Source organism: Nocardia aobensis NBRC 100429 (assembly GCF_000308375.1).
GTDB classification, from domain to species: Bacteria; Actinomycetota; Actinomycetes; order Mycobacteriales; family Mycobacteriaceae; genus Nocardia; species Nocardia aobensis.
Genome location: NZ_BAFQ01000038.1, coordinates 61,814 through 77,292, shown reverse-complemented (window position 1 = coordinate 77,292; position 15,479 = coordinate 61,814). Strand labels below are relative to the sequence as shown.

At 64.0% G+C, this 15,479-nt stretch carries 11 protein-coding genes; 8 read left to right on the top strand and 3 right to left on the bottom strand.

Translation table 11 applies throughout. From position 1 onward, the window contains the following. The 6 genes from RJ03_RS04525 to RJ03_RS04500 form a co-directional block, all read left to right on the top strand. The coding region (locus RJ03_RS04525; protein ID WP_157163333.1) for a type VII secretion-associated protein at window positions 1-492 on the top strand (492 nt) is incomplete at its 5' end. Between the two features lie 140 nt (window positions 493-632). Continuing rightward, complete coding sequence (locus tag RJ03_RS04520) at window positions 633-1,841, top strand: DUF7373 family lipoprotein (RefSeq protein WP_036498263.1); 1,209 nt, start codon at window positions 633-635, stop codon at window positions 1,839-1,841. Next, window positions 1,838-3,082 (top strand): DUF7373 family lipoprotein, encoded by a 1,245-nt coding sequence (locus tag RJ03_RS04515; RefSeq protein WP_036498262.1) that lies wholly within the window; start codon window positions 1,838-1,840, stop codon window positions 3,080-3,082. Before RJ03_RS04520 ends, RJ03_RS04515 begins: the two co-directional genes overlap by 4 nt. A gap of 76 nt (window positions 3,083-3,158) precedes the next feature. Further along, a complete protein-coding gene (locus RJ03_RS04510) occupies window positions 3,159-4,775 on the top strand; it encodes a serine/threonine-protein kinase (RefSeq protein ID WP_036498261.1) in 1,617 nt (538 codons plus the stop codon). Window positions 4,776-4,849: 74 nt separating this feature from the next. After that, complete coding sequence (locus tag RJ03_RS04505) at window positions 4,850-6,052, top strand: DUF7373 family lipoprotein (RefSeq protein ID WP_157163332.1); 1,203 nt, start codon at window positions 4,850-4,852, stop codon at window positions 6,050-6,052. Window positions 6,053-6,084: 32 nt separating this feature from the next. After that, window positions 6,085-7,362: a DUF7373 family lipoprotein gene (locus tag RJ03_RS04500; RefSeq protein ID WP_157163331.1), complete on the top strand. Its 1,278-nt coding sequence runs from the start codon at window positions 6,085-6,087 to the stop codon at window positions 7,360-7,362. A 92-nt stretch (window positions 7,363-7,454) separates the two neighbouring features. Here RJ03_RS04500 and RJ03_RS04495 read toward each other — a convergent pair whose 3' ends face one another. From RJ03_RS04495 to RJ03_RS04485, 3 genes are all read right to left on the bottom strand, one after another. Further along, entirely contained in the window at window positions 7,455-7,757 is a 303-nt protein-coding gene (locus RJ03_RS04495) for a WXG100 family type VII secretion target (RefSeq protein ID WP_036498258.1), read from the bottom strand. 51 nt (window positions 7,758-7,808) lie between these two features. Next, window positions 7,809-8,123: a WXG100 family type VII secretion target gene (locus tag RJ03_RS04490; protein ID WP_036498257.1), complete on the bottom strand. Its 315-nt coding sequence runs from the start codon at window positions 8,121-8,123 to the stop codon at window positions 7,809-7,811. A gap of 266 nt (window positions 8,124-8,389) precedes the next feature. After that, a complete protein-coding gene (locus tag RJ03_RS04485) occupies window positions 8,390-12,430 on the bottom strand; it encodes a type VII secretion protein EccC (RefSeq protein ID WP_036498256.1) in 4,041 nt (1,346 codons plus the stop codon). Window positions 12,431-12,589: 159 nt separating this feature from the next. Between RJ03_RS04485 and eccD the strand changes: the two genes are divergently transcribed. Next, on the top strand, window positions 12,590-14,056 hold the full coding sequence (eccD, locus tag RJ03_RS04480) for a type VII secretion integral membrane protein EccD (protein ID WP_036498255.1): 1,467 nt from the start codon (window positions 12,590-12,592) through the stop codon (window positions 14,054-14,056). Window positions 14,057-14,117: 61 nt separating this feature from the next. Beyond that, window positions 14,118-15,479 (top strand): type VII secretion-associated serine protease mycosin, encoded by a 1,362-nt coding sequence (mycP, locus tag RJ03_RS04475; RefSeq protein WP_167331952.1) that lies wholly within the window; start codon window positions 14,118-14,120, stop codon window positions 15,477-15,479.

Genomic DNA, 15,479 nt, shown 5'->3' with positions numbered 1-15,479 from the left:
GGCGAGTCGCCGACGGCCCGAGCCACCGCGGCGCGCCCCTCCGCCGTAGCGTCGCCGTCCGCGGCGCCCGCACAACCTGCCGAAACCTTCGGACGGGTCGGCGCGGTGATCCCGGCGGGCTGGCATATCACCAATCGCTCCGGCGCCCGAGTCGACATTTCCCCGAACGACGGTGCGCGCGAACGCATTTCGCTGTTTCAGAAGGACCTCGCCCCGGGGTCCGGCGTGGAGGACGTCGCCGCCACACTCGAAACCCAGATCGCCAAGCGCCCGGCCGGCACCGTCGGGCCGCTGCAGCGCAATGTGATCTTCGGCGGGCGCCCGGGGCTGTCGTACGAGGAAACTCCCGGTGACGGCACCACGGTGCGCTGGCAGGTTCTGGTGGAATCCGGCCTTCAGGTCAGCGTCGGTTGCCAATACCCCACCGGCGACTGGCAGCCCATCGCCGCGGTATGCGAGAAGTTCGTCGGCGATCTGCGCCCGGGGGCGTGACACCCGGCTCGGACCGACACCCGCATGCCGGGTGCCGCCGCCGGTGAAAGGCACCCCGTCGGAGACGGGTGCTATCTTCTTCGCAGCGTCGGCCGAACAGGCACCTGTGTTCACCGGCGCGGAGCCTGTGGGAGGGGACTATGCGAAATTCCGTGCGCGTGCTGGCCGCTGCCGTCGCCGCGCTGGCGCTGGCCGCGGCGGGATGCGGCTCTGATCCGACTCCCGCTCCGGCCGCCGAGCCGACGATCGATCTCAACGGTCTCGACGTGGGGCCGTACGACGCCACGCCGCGAGATATGGGCAAACCCACCAATCCCGGTCAGGCCGCGTTCTACGAGGCGGAACGACTCGGCAGCACGATGCCGCTGCCGATGGATATCGACCCGGCCTTCACCCATACCGGCAAACTCGACACCCTGGTCTTCCTCGATCCGAAGACGTCGGTGATGAAGGATTTCACCGACCTGAGCAATTTCGCCGAAGACGCCCCGGACCTCATCGGCGGCTTCGTCTCCTACGGCCGCGACGACCCGGACAATCTGGGAAGTGAGCTGGTCAACGCGGCCATGATCTTCCCGACCGAGCAGCGCGCGACCGAGGTCGCCGCGGCGCTGGAGCGGCGCGATTTCGGCCGCGATCCGCAGACCCAAGCGGTCGCCATCCCCAATTACCCGCTGGCGCATGCACATTGGGTGCCGACCAAACAAGCGATCAGCGACTGGTATCCGGCGGGTCGGCTGGTTCTCTTCACCGCGGTCTACGACCAGGCCAAGAACTGGTTCAACAAGGTCGATCTCCCGGCGCTCGTCTCGCGCGCGCAGAAAAGTCTCGACACCGTCGTGCCCGCGCTGGCGCAATTTCAGCCGACACCCCCGGACAAGCTGATGGACCACCCGATCGACATCGACGGGATGCTCGGCAGGACCATGATCCGGCCGAAGGAGGCCACCGGCGAATGGCTCAACCCGCCAGGGGTCTACCTCGGACATGCGGGGCTGCATTTCAGTAGCGATCCGGGGGAGTCCCGGGTCTGGTACGACCGCGACGGCGTCGACCGCTTCGCCGATTACGGCAACGAGCTGTACCGAGCCCGCGATGCCGCGGCCGCCGCGGATGTCCGCGACGAATTGGGTGGAGCGGAAAAACATTTCAAGCAGGCGGCGCCCCCACGGAATCTTCCGGTCGCGAAATGCCGGGAATACAACGGCAAGGAGGCGTTGGCCGTCCGCTTCTACTGCTCGGTGTACTACGGCAGATATGCCTCGCTGGCCTGGGGGGAGCAGTTGCTGGATGCGCAGCAACGCATTTCGGCCCAGTACGCCATTCTGGTGAAGGCGGAGCCGAAATGAGTACACGATTCGTTCGGGCGGCGGCCGTCGCGGCCTGCCTCGGCGGGCTCCTGGCGGCGACCGGATGCGGCGCGACGATCGGCGGCTGGGCCGGCCCTTCGGAAATAGACGTGCGGAAGCTCGATGTCGGCAACTACGACGTGCGGCCGCTCGATATCCACGTGGACTTCCGGCCGGGCTTCGTCAACGCACCCGAGGCCGCGGGCATGCGCCTCGCCGAGTACGTGGTGACCGCGGATCAGGTCGACCCGGCACTGACGAAGCGCGAGAAGGCGGGCAGCTTCTCCGCCGGCGTCCTGCCCGATGCGCTCGGCAACGAGGACGATATGGAGGCTGTCGCCAAACGCGACCACATGGTGTACGGATTCTCGACCGCGGCCAGCGACAAGGACGCGGGCTGGGGTTTCTCCGGCTGGCCGAAACCCGAGAAGCCCTACTCCACCGTGCTCGCACTGTCGGTCATGCAGTTCAACGACGCCGCAAGCGCCACCCGGGCCGCCACCGATTTCTACAACGCCGATTTCAACGCCCACAAAGACCAGAACCAGTCGGTGCCGCTCGCGAAATATCCCGATGCGCACGCACATTGGCTCCCCGGAACACCATCGATCCGCTCCTTCCTCGCGCACGGCTCCTATGTGGTGTCGGTACTGGCCCTCACGCCGACACCGAACCTGAACAGCCTCACCTCCCTCACCGAGAAGGCCCTGGACGTCGAATTGCCCCTGTTGGACCGGCTGCAGCCGATCTCTGACGAGGACACGGTCAAACTTCCATGGGATCCGGACTACCTGCTCAGCCGGGCGCTCAACACCGGCCAGTCCGGACGTCCGCAATACGGCGACGACAACGGCATATTCGGCCCGCACGGAATTCTGCACTACATGTCCGATCGCAAAGCCGCCGCGCAAAGCGTCGCCGCCCTGAAGGCCGACGAATTCGCCAAGACCTCCGACGCTCTGGTATTGCGCGCCGCCGATGCCGCATCGGCGAAAAAGGCTGTCACCGATCGCATCACCTTCCAGGGCGGCGGCCCCGCCGTCGATCCGGTTCCCGGGCTGACGGATTCGGCATGCGTAGAGAACGGTACGAAGAACGCCGACGGCGGGTCCAAGCGGTACACCTGCATCGTCGCCTACCGCAATTACGTCGGCTATGTGACCTCGAATCAGCTGGTCGATGTCCATCAACGCGCGGCCGCGCAGTACGCCCTGTTCGCCAACAGCCAGTGGCAGCCGTGACTCGACCGCCCACCTCGAAGTCCAGTAAGCTCCGCGACGATACGCGGCCCGCCGAACTACCAGGAGTTTGTTACAGATGGTGATGAGTCCCGGCACCATCGTCGGTGGGTATCGGATCGTTCGCCAGCTGGGCGCCGGCGGGATGGGCACGGTGTATCTCGCCAAGCATCCCAGCCTTCCGCGCATGGACGCCATCAAGGTGCTCAGCGGCGAACTGTCGTCCAACCACGAATTCCGGGGCCGATTCGAACGCGAGGCCAATCTCGCTGCCGGTCTGGACCATCCGAATATCGTGTCGGTCTACAACCGCGGTGAAGAGCACGGCCAGTTGTGGATCGCCATGCAGTACGTCGACGGCACCGACGCCTCGGCCGAACTGGCCCGCGACCCGCATTCGATGACTCCGCTGCGCGCGCTGCGCATTGTTACCGAGGTCGGCAAGGGCCTGGACTACGCGCACCGCCGCGGGCTCCTGCACCGCGACGTCAAACCCGCGAACTTCCTGCTGTCGGTTCCCGAGGACGACGACGAGGAACGTGTCCTGCTCACCGATTTCGGCGTCGCCAAATCCACCGACGACGCGACCGAACTCACCCAGACCGGCAGCTTCGTCGCGACGATCGCCTACGCTCCGCCGGAACAACTTCAGGGCATGGCGGTCGACAGCCGCGCCGACATCTACAGCCTGGGCTGCGCGTTCTACAAGCTGATCACCGGCCAGAACCCGTACCCCGCAAGCCAACCCGCGATGGTCATGATGGGGCATCTCTACGAGCCCCCGCCCCGCGCCACCGCCGTCAACTCCGGCCTCCCACCCGCGATCGACCACGTCTTCGCGCGTGCCCTGGCGAAAAATCCCGCCGACCGCTTCGCCAGCTGCCGCGAACTCACCGACGCCGCCGCGAATGCCCTCACCCCCGGCCACACCCCGGTCCGCACCACCACCTCCCCGACCTACCCCATCCAGGTCTTCGACCCGCGCCCGCAGACCGACCCCCGCACCCCACTCCCCCACCAGACCCAATCCGGAATCCGGACCCAGACCGGCCCCCGCCCCGACCCCGACCTCTCCCGCCTCCTCGAACCGAAACCCAAGAGCCGGAAACCCCTGATCCTCGGCGGAGTCGGCGCACTGGTCGCCGTGGCCTTGGCCGTCGGCATCGGAGTCTGGGCGACACAGGGCAATTCGGGCGGGACGGGTCCGACGACGACGTCGGCATCGGCGGCCGCGACGACGACCCCCGCATCGTCGTACACGTCGGTTGCGCAAGCGCGCGAAGCCAATCCGACGTTCGCGGGCAAAACCATCACGATCGTCGATGTCACCAACGACGACAAACTCGCCATCTACCTGGACGGCACGCCGCAGGCGAAATTTCTCGAAGACCTGGGGTTCGTGTACAACCTCAATTATTCGAAGAAGGGGGATGAGCCGTCACCGCGGCCGATTTCGGACACGGACTACGACGCATTCAAATTCTCCGACGACAGCTACGTTCTCGCGGTACGCAGTGACAAGAGCGCCGGAGGCGGTGGACTACTGGGGCTGCCCTTCCAGTTGACCAGCTCTCGCGCCACCGTTGTTCCACTCGATGATGCTTCGACCGTTGCGGCGATTCGAAATTGGGGAACGAATTCCGAGCAGACCATGCTCACCAAACTGGCACCACTATTGCATGACCGCGTGCGGTAGGAGGGTGCCGCAGGCTGCGATTTCATTCGCAGCGATGCAGGAACGTACGGGGAGGGATATTGCGAAAACCGAATATGTCGACAGCCACGCTGCTGGCGGTCATCGTTGCATTCAGCGCTGCATGCGGCTCCGGTCAGGAAAAGCCCGACCGGACAGATCCGTCTCCACACGTCGGTGTCAACGACCTCGACGTCGGTAGTTTCACCACGTCACCGGGGAAGGTTGGAAGCCCGAACCCTGCACGGGCCAGAATTATGGAGGGCCAGAGACTCGGTAGCGTCGCTCCCCTCGCTATGGAAATCGACCCGCGTTTCAAGTACCAGACCGGCATCACCGATGCCGACGTCCACGCGTGGCTGGACCCGTCGATCGCCGGCATCGACTCCGACAACTTGGATGACGACGCGAAAGGCTTCATCGCGGGCTACTACACATGGGGTAGGTCCGAGAAGGACCTCGGCATAGCCCAGACAATTTCATATTCAGTACTCCTGTTCACTGACCAGGATTCCGCAACAGGCGCCGCAAAGTCTTTGTACGATCGTACGCTTTCGGATCACATCCATGGATCGCCGGAAATGGATTTTCAGCCCGTGACAATCGACGGACATCCCGACATGCGTTCATACTGGGTTCCCGGTGAAGAATATCTGCATTCATACACCGCACACGGCCGATTCGTGATCTATTTGAGCGTTTCGGACGGCGCAAAACAGAAATTGCATGAAGATTCGCGCGCGGAATTGACCGAGCTGACCACCAAAAGTCTGTCGGTCATCACGCCCGCGATAAACCGCTTCACGCCGACGTCCCCCGAGCAACTCGCGACAGCGCCGGTCGACCGCGACAACATACTCGGCAGAACACTGCGACGCTCCCCCACCGACAGCGCCAAGGACGCCCCAGGATTTTACGACCGGCACGCCGCCCTCCATATGTCATCGGATCCCGGCGCCGATGCAGAATTGTTCTCTGCTACCGGGATGGAATGGATGGCCAGCAACGGGAGTCGGCTGTACCGCGCGAAAGACGCCGCCTCTGCGCAGAAGTTGCTCGTTGCGCACTCCGCGCCGGAGAAGCTCGACCGACTGGTCGGCTCACCCAAGAATCTCCCTTGGATTCGATGCTACGAGTACCGGGGCGATGATTACGGAAGATTCAGATTTCGCTGTTATCTGCGATACAACGAGTACGTTTCGGAAGTCAGTTCCAACCAGCTCATCGACGTTCACCAGCGGGCATCCGCCCAATACGCGATTCTGGAGAACTCGAACTAGCTGCGGAATCTCGTCATGAATCGAGCCATATCATGAGAAAAATCTCGCGCTCCCTGCTTCTCACCTTTGCCACTTTGATTACAGTGATGGGTTGCGGCGACATCAAGTCCGGATTGCCGGTTTCGGGGGAGATCGATGTCCGACATCTGAATACCGGGCAATATCCGACCGAACCCATCGACACATATCAGGAGTACAGCCATACGGTAGAGAACGGCTCGGCGCTGGCGGAAATTCGATTGATGAATCACATGGTAACCGGCCTCGACGTAGATCCGAGTTTGAAGTACGGCAGCGGGGCTCAGAACTTGGAGAAGAGCTGGGATTTCGAACGAGTACTGTCCAAAGCAGGTGCCGCGGCAGCCCTTCGGAACAAGCCGATGTTCGGCTTCGCCTCCGGGAGCAGCGACCACGAGCCCGATCCGACCGGACAATCTATTCCATCCGCAACGCTGATCACTCTCGCCATAATGCAGCTCCCGAGCAGCGACAGCGCCAATCTCGCTGCCGCCGAGATCGAGAAGGCGGACTTCGATGTAGCACCCGACCGAAACCAATCTGTGCGTCTGGGGAAGTATCGGGAGGCTCATTCCCATTGGCAGCCCGGGACGCCTAGTATCGGCTCGGTCGTGGCCCGAGGTCAGTATGTAGTCAGTACGTTCGCGCAGACCCCGGACGGAAAACTGGACAATCTCACGGCTCTCGTCGAAAAGACGTATGATAAACAGTTGCCGATGCTCGACTCACTGTCACCTTTGTCAGCCGAGCAAGTGCTCAAACTCGAGCCGGGCCCTGACGACATGATGAGACGGGTTATCAATCCGAACAAGTATTACCTTCCTCGTAACGGATCGCTGGGCACGTACGAGGAGCGGGGATTTCTGCAACTTCAAACCGATAGGGCAGCAGCGAAAGCGCTCTACGAATCCACACATATCGATCGGTTCGCGGTTTCGGACGCCTACAGTCTGATGTCGCGAGATTTCAATTCCGGAGGTAACGCACAGGCATTCGGAAAAGGAATAATGCGGAATGTCGACGGTGGAGCCATCGTGTATCGAACCGCTGGTCAATCCTCCGCCCGCGATGCCTATGACAAGCTCTTGACCGATCCCGACACCCGCTCGACGCCCAAGAACCTTCCGAACTCCAAATGCAAGCAGCTTCCCGACAACGGCTATTATCGACAATTCACCTGCGCGATACAGTACCGGAATTATGTAGCGGTCACATGGAGCCGGCAGCTCGACGACGCGCAGCAACGCGCGGCCGCAGAGTACGCGCTACTGGCAAACAGTGAATGGATGTAGCAGGGCGGGAGGGCGACCCTAGTAGCGATACAGAAAGGGCTGACCGCATTCGCGTGGGAATACGGCCAGCCCTTTCGAGAAGCCTCGCGTGATCAGCCGCCGATGATCTTCGCGGCCAGAATGTCCGCGCCCTGCATCGCCTCACCAGCGTTGACGGTCTTCACGCCGAGCTGCGCGAGCGCAGCCGACATTTCGTTGGACTGCTGGCTCCAGTTGACCTGGACCTGCTGGAAAGCCTCGGCGCCCGCGCCCCCGAAGTTTTCACTCATGAACGCCTGGAACTTGCGCTCCATGTCCTCGAGTTCGGAGGTGATGTTCTTGGCAACGGTGTGGAGCTGACTACCGCCGTCGTTGATGCCGCCGAAGTTGTATGAGATCGAGCCGAAGTCGGCCATTGTTTCCCCTTATGAATGTCTGTAATCAGAATAGGTCGGACGAGCTCACCGTCACATGTTCAGAAGCGAATCCACCTCTTTGAGGTGGTGCAGCTGATCCATTTCGACGTGACCATACTTCTTGTTGACATCCTGCAAGTTGTCGGCGTTCTGCAGGAGACTGTCGTTCATCCGCTTCGCCGCGTCCAGGAAACGTTCGAACGTCGCCTGAAGGGCATCGCCCGCCCCACCCTGCAGGTGATGCGCCAACTCTCCCGCCGTGGCACGGGCCGTCTGCACGTGGCCGTCGATGGTGGTGTGAAGATCGTTCATCTGCCTGATGAAGTCGTCGAGTTTTCCACCATCGAGATTGAATGACTGCGCCACAATAAGCTCCTCTGGTTTGTCCTCACCGTCGTCCGCTGATGACGGCACTGGTGGTCTCTACGTGAAAGTTGGACGCAGCCCGAGCGCTGCCGGTTCCAACGATTTGCCTCGAATAGGCCGAGCCAGACCAAGCGATCGGCTACTCAAACGGTCATACGTCATGATCGACGGTTTGCCACCTCCCCCTTCGACATCGGACAGCTGCCACTGACCGAGAGTGTCCAATTGGCACCTAGCGTGCCATCTCTCGGACGGGTTGTCCACAATCATTCGGGGCTCCAGGCCGTTTGGATGAGACTGGACCCCGCGCGCGTCGCCAACGTGCCGCGGCCCGGCGGCATTTCGCTCGGCCGGATGCCGGCCAGCAGGACGCCCTCCTCACGGTTGCCGCTCATGATGAGAGCGGTCGTGCCCACATCCTTCATCCTCGAGACCAGCGGCTCGTACAGTGCTCGGGAGGCTCCACCCGATCTCCGGGCGATGATCAGATGGAAGCCGATGTCCTTTGCGTGCGCGAGGAATTCGGCCAAAATCCCGAGCGGGTTTCCACTCGACGTGGATACCAGGTCGTAGTCGTCGACAACGACGTAGACCTCAGGCCCGGTCCACCACGAACGATCACGCAGCTGTTGCTGAGTCACGTCCGGCCCCGGCATCCGCTTACGAAGCAGGCCCGCCAGCTCGGCCATCATCTTTTCGAGTATCTCCGAGGAGGGCGCGTAGCCGGCCAGATGATCGGTCTCGATCACACCCAGCAGGGTTCGGCGATAGTCGCCCAGGATCAGCTTGGCCTGTGTAGGTGTGTTCGATTCGAGGATCCCCCTGATCACGCTGCGCAACAAGTTCGTTTTACCGCATTCGCTGTCACCGAAGATCAAGAAATGCGGCTGCTCGGACATGTTCAGCAGGACCGGCGCAAGCTCGGATTCGTTCAAGCCGATCGGGATCTGCAGGTTCGGGTGCCGAGTGTCCACACCTGCGGGCCAGTTGCCGAGACTGCGAAGAATGTCCTCGCGCGTCAGCAATTCAGGCAGCATGCGAACCTGCCGCGCCGGTCGACCAGGCGTCATTCGCGCGATTGCTGCAACGGAACCCGCCACGCCCGTACCGAGATTCTCCGGATTCGAATCCCCGTCCACACGAGGCAAAGCCGTCAGCATGTGCTTTGCGTCCGGAGTCATACCGCGCCCCGGCCGGCCCTGTGGAACCAAGGCGGCGACGCGACGGCCGAGATCGGAATCCATCGGATCACCCAGGCGAAGTTCGATGCGGGTGCCGATCTGGTCCTTGAGGGCGGGGCGCGCCTCGGCCCAGCGGTTCAGCGCGATCACGACGTGCACACCGTACGAGAGACCCTGCGTGGCCAGGTTCATGATGGGCTGTTCGAGGGCATCGAAATCCTGACGGATGGATCCGAAACCGTCGACCACCAGGAAGACATCTCCGAACAGGTCCTCGTGTGCGCCGGCGGCCGCGGGACTGCTCGACGGGTCGGTACCGCGCAGCCTGCGGAAGTCGGCCATCGATTCGATGCCCAGTTGGCGGAAACGCATTTCCCGCTGGCGGACGATCGTGGTCATCTCGGAGATGGTGCGGCGGACTTTATCCACATCCAGGCGCCCCGCCACCGAACCGACGTGTGGAAGGCCTTCGAGCCCCGCCAGCGTGCCACCACCGAAATCGAGGCAGTAGAACTGCACCTGTTCTGCGGTATGGGTCAACGCCATACCCATGATCAAGGAACGGAGTGCGGTCGATTTACCGGATTGGGGGCCACCGACGATGGCAACATTGCCTTGGGCCCCGGACAGGTCGATCACCATGGGGTCGCGGCGCTGATCGAACGGGCGGTCCACTGTTCCTATGGCGGTGCGCAAACTCGCGACGGGACTGTACTCACCGGTGAGGATCGAACGCGGAATGAGCTGGTCGAGTGTCGGCGCCTCGTCCAACGGTGGCAGCCAGATTTCGTGAGCGGCGCGACCGTGTCCCTGAATGCGCGACACCAGCATGGCCAGGTTGGAGATCTTTTCGGCGCTTTCGTCCGGCTGGACTTCCTCGATCATGCTGGGCTCAGGAGGCAGTGGGAGCCGATCGCTGGCTCTGAACGGCACCTGCCCAGCGATGAAAGGCCGTGCAGCGATGTCGATCTCGCCGCCGACGATTCCCGCCTGGGTCACCTCGCGCTGCGATCCGCCACCCACGTAGGGGCCGGAGACGTAAGAAGCCTGAAACCGCTGAATCTCACCGGAATCGGACTTCAGATATCCGCCACCGGGACTGTTCGGAAGGTTGTAGGCATCGGGAACGCCCAGAACCTGGCGAGATTCGTTGGCCGAGAACGTCTTCAAACCGATGCGATAGGACAGATGTGCCTCCAGTCCCTTGAGTTTGCCTTCCTCTAATCGCTGCGAGGCCAGCAGTAGATGCACGTGGAGCGATCGGCCCAGACGACCGATCATCACGAACAGTTCGGCGAAATCGGGGTGCTGACTGAGCAGTTCCGAAAACTCGTCGAGCACGACGAACAACGCCGGCATCGGGTCGAGGTCTGCTCCGGCAGCGCGAGCCTTCTCGTATTCGAGGACATTCGCGAAATTGCCCTTGTCACGGAGCACTTCCTGGCGGCGATTCATCTCGCCCCGCAGCGCATCCTTCATGCGGTCGACGAGGTCGGCTTCCTCCTCCAGGTTGGTGATGATGGCCGCCACATGCGGAACACCCTCCAAGCCCAGAAAGGTCGCACCACCTTTGAAGTCGACAAGCACCAGATTCAGTTGGTCCGGCGAATGCGTTGCCAGCATCGACAACACCAGAGTCCGAAGGAATTCCGACTTACCCGAACCGGTGGCACCGATACACAGGCCGTGCGGTCCCATTCCGCCCTCGGCCGCTTCCTTGATATCCAGGTAAACCGGCAAACCGTCGGCGCCTACACCGAACGGCACCCGCAACCGGTCGCGGCTGTAACGCGGCTTCCATCCGTTTTCCGGATTGAAGGTTCCGATATCACCCAGGCCCACCAGCTTGGCCCAGGTGTCGATGACCTCGGCGTTCTCCTCGACCACGGTGTCGCCGCCGCGCTGGACCGCCGCCACCCGGAAGGGGGCGAGGCGGCGCGCGACCTGTTCGGCCTGCCGTGCGCTGATGCGGTCGATGAGGGCGAAGCGTTCCATATTGCCGGTGGCGCCGCGGCCGACGCATTCACCGTTCTCCACGACCATCTGGATGCCGCGCGAAACCGCCAGGCGCGGAGCGTAACTGCACAGATCGATGATGGTGACGCCCTCGTAGCCGGATTCCCGCAGCGAATCCTCTTCGGCCTCGAGCAGACCGCCGTCGACGATGATGACGATGTGGACCAGATTCTGATTGGCCGGCTGGTTGCGCGAATAGCGAACCCGGTTGTGCAGCAACGGGTTCAGGCCGTCCGCGAGTTCGCGGACGGAACCGTAGACCATGCGCTCGGTGCCCACGCCGTCCTGGGAATCCGGATGCTGTGTGTGCGGGAGCCATTTGGTCCACTCCCATTCGGCGGCGGTGTCGGGACCGCAGACCACGGCGACCAGAACCTGGTCCGGCGCCTGAAACATGCACAGCTGCAACAACATCGCGCGGGTCATATCGCGCGCCTGAGCGCGGTCGCCGTTGAGCTGGATGGTGGCGAAACCCTTGACCGCGATGGCGGTGGGCAAATCGGGAACCGTGGAATGTGTACGCACGAAACGACGCAGCGATACGGCCGCGATCGGCTCGAGTTCCTCGACGGGGCCGGTTTCCGGCGAGACCAGGCGGGTGGCCAGGCGCTGACCGCCCAGGCCGATGCGCGCGTGGCAGAAGTCCTTGTCCCCCGGACGACGTTCCCACATGCGGCTGGTGCCGGCCAGCATCCACACCAAACCCGGTTCGGGATGGCTCCATTCGACCGCCGCGCGCTGCTGGGAGGCGGTCTCGTCGACATCCTTGCGGACCTGGTCCAGGTAGCGCAGATAGTCCTTGCGGTCCTCGTTGGCCTCGGCGGCCTTCTGCCCCTTACCGCCCTGACCGGCGAACATGCCGACCATGGAGAAGACCATCATCATCGGGAACATCATGCTCATCGGGTTGGAGGCGATACCTCCACCGCGGGTGAACATGATGGCCATCATTCCGACCATGCCGACGACCATGACGACGGGCATCAGTTTGCCCATCAGACTGCCAGGTATCGCGCGTGGAATCTCCGGCGGCGGTTGCAGTGTCACTTCGCCGCCCGGTGACCTCGGAACCTCCCGGCGCGCACGACGCTGGAACCTGACAGTGCTCATCGACGGAAGATCCCCCTTCGGCGGCTGTACTGCGGACTCAGTGTAGAGGCAGCGGCCGACATGTCGTACAGTTCGACCAGCATTCTGCACGGATCGGCCGCGCGACCGCAAACCGGAGCGCATGCTGAAACACCAGGTAGAGACGGAGTTGGGGGAAGCGTGACGCACGCGCGACTGGACCATATCGAAGAGGATTCGAGCCGCGGAATCGTCCGGGCGCCCGATCTTGCGCGGGTGACCATTCTGGCCAAGCACACGCAGGTCGATATGGCGATTCCGGTCGACGTTCCGGTCGCCCTGGTCATTCCGAGCGTGGTCGACATGGTGGCGCAACACAGTCGCACCAACGACTTCGACAACAGCGGCGAACAATTCCAGCCCGCCGAATGGGTGCTCGCGCGCATCGGGCAGCCGCCGTTCTCCAATTCGCTCAGCCTGGGCGAGCAGGGTGTGCGCGACGGCGAACTGCTCATGCTGGAAAGCGCCGACCACGTCGCGCCCAGTCCGCTGTTCGACGACATCATGTACAACGTCGCGATCGCCGATGCCGACCACTTCCGCAGCTGGTCACCGCGGGTCGCGCGAATCACCGGTTCGATCATCGCGATCCTGACCATGCTCGCCGGATGCACGGGCCTGCTGGCGGCGCCGGATGCGATGGCGGGCTGGATCACCGGTTCCATCGCCGCGGTGCTGACGATCCTGCTGGTGGTGGCCGGCACGGTGATGAGCCGCATGTACGGCGACACCGCTTCCGCGCTGGTGCTCGGCGGCTGCGCGCTACCGAGTGCGTTCGCCGCGGGCATGCTGATCGTGCCCGACCACTACGGCTGGGCGAATCTGCTGCTCGGCTCGGTCCTCGTCGGCGCGACGGCACTGCTGGCCTGGCGCGTCAGCGGCGTCGGTCTGGCTCTGTTCATCGGCGCCGCAACACTTTCCGTGTTCGCCATCCCGGCGGCGTTGGTCGGCCTGCTGACCTCGCAGCCGGTCAAGGCCATCGGCGCGGTCGCCGCCGCGCTCGCGCTCGGCGCGCTGTCGCTGGCGCCGCGTGTGTCGATGCTGCTCGCGAAATTGCCACTGCCGCCGGTACCTTCGCCCGGCACTCCGATCGATCCCACCGAGGACGATCCCGACGACCACCGCGCACTGCCCACCATGGATGTGCTGCGCACGAAATCCGAACGCGCCCGGATGTATCTGGCCGGCCTGGTCGGCGCGACCACCCTGGTGACCGTGATCGGCGCGCTCGCCTCGACCGATCCGTCCGCGGACGGCCCCTATTGGCCCGGTATCGCACTGGCGCTGGTCTGCGCGGTGGTGCTGATGTTCCGCAGCCGCACCTACGTCAGCGCCGAACTGGCGGTGGTGCTGCTCGCTGGCGGTGCGGCCATCCTGCTGATCATGACCATCGGCGCGGCCTTCGTGGTGGAACAGCCGCTCGCGGTGTTCGGCGCCGCCATGGTGATGCTCATCGCCGCGCTGATCCTGGGCACGATCGTGCCGAACCAGTCGGCGACGCCGCCGATGCGCCGCGCCGTGGAGCTGCTGGAATACGGCTTCGTGGCCGCCGTCCTGCCGCTGGTGTTCTGGGTAGCCGAGCTGTACACGCTCGTTCGATCGCTCTGAGCCGCGCATGAATCCGAAAATGTTCGGGCGCAGAGTAATTCGAGTCGCTGCCGTCGTCGCGATGCTGGGTCTGAGCGCCACGACGGGTGCGGGCGCCGCGATCGCGGACAAACCGGTGGTGAACCCGGGCGCGCTGCCGTCCGGCGGTAATCCGGCCCCACCGGATGCCACGGAGCAGCCGGCGAATTCACCCTGCGCCAGCACCAGCACCGGCGGGGACGGTCCGACCGTGCCGACCGCGCAGCGCAGTCTGGAACTGGACAAGGCATGGCAGTTCGCCAGTGGCGCAGGGCAATTGGTGGCGGTGATCGACACCGGTGTGATGCGCCATCCCCGGCTGCCCGGCATCATCCCGGGCGGCGACTACGTCTCCGCCGGCGACGGCACCGACGACTGCGACGCGCACGGGACCTTCGTGGCCGGCATCATCGCCGCGACTCGTCTTCCGGCACAAGGCTTTTCGGGTGTGGCGCCGCAGGCGCAGATTCTGAGCATCCGGCAGACCTCGAGCTACTTCCAGAAGAAGGGCGCGGGCCGCGACAAGGGGCCCGACGCCATGCCCGAGGGCTACGGGACCACCCACACCCTGGCGCAGGCGGTGCGCCGGGCGGCCGATATGGGCGCGACGGTCATCAACATGTCCGAGGTGGCCTGTCAGGCCGGGGCGATTCCCGACGACGACCTCGGCGCCGCGGTGCATTACGCCGCCGTCGAGAAGAACGTCGTGGTCGTCACGGCCGCGGGCAACAACGACAAATGCAAGGGGACCAACCCGGTCATCGATCCGCTGGATCCGAGCGCCGATCCGTGGACCAAGGTCGATATGAACGTCTCGCCCGCGCGGTGGGACGACTACGTGCTGTCGGTCGGCTCGATCGACGACAACGGCCAGCCCTCGAAGTTCACCGTGCCCGGCCCGTGGGTCGGCGTCGCGGCGCCCGGCGAGAATCTGACCTCGCTCGACCCGCACTGGGACGATCCGCGCAGCAAGGGGACGGCCGTCGCGAAGGTGGATCAGCAGGGCAAGGCCGAGCCCATCTCCGGAACCAGTTTCGCCGCACCGTATGTCGCGGGCGTGGCGGCCCTCGTCCGTGCCCGATTCCCGGAGCTCAGCGCGCTCGACGTCATCAAGCGCATCGAGGCCACCGCCCACGCACCCGCCGAGGGATGGAATCCGTATGTCGGATACGGCGCGGTCGACCCGGTGGCCGCGCTGACCGCGCAGGTTCCGAACTCGTTGCCGCCCAAGCGGCCCAGTGCCGCCAAGAGCTGGCAACTTCCGGTGCCGACCACGCCCCCGGCCCCCGATCACACCTCCCGCAATGTGGCGCTGATCGGAACCGGTGTCATCGGCGTGCTCGCCGTGCTCGGATATCTCGCCTCGTTCCCGCTGCGCCGCCGCTTCGGCGACCGCGGCGAGTGA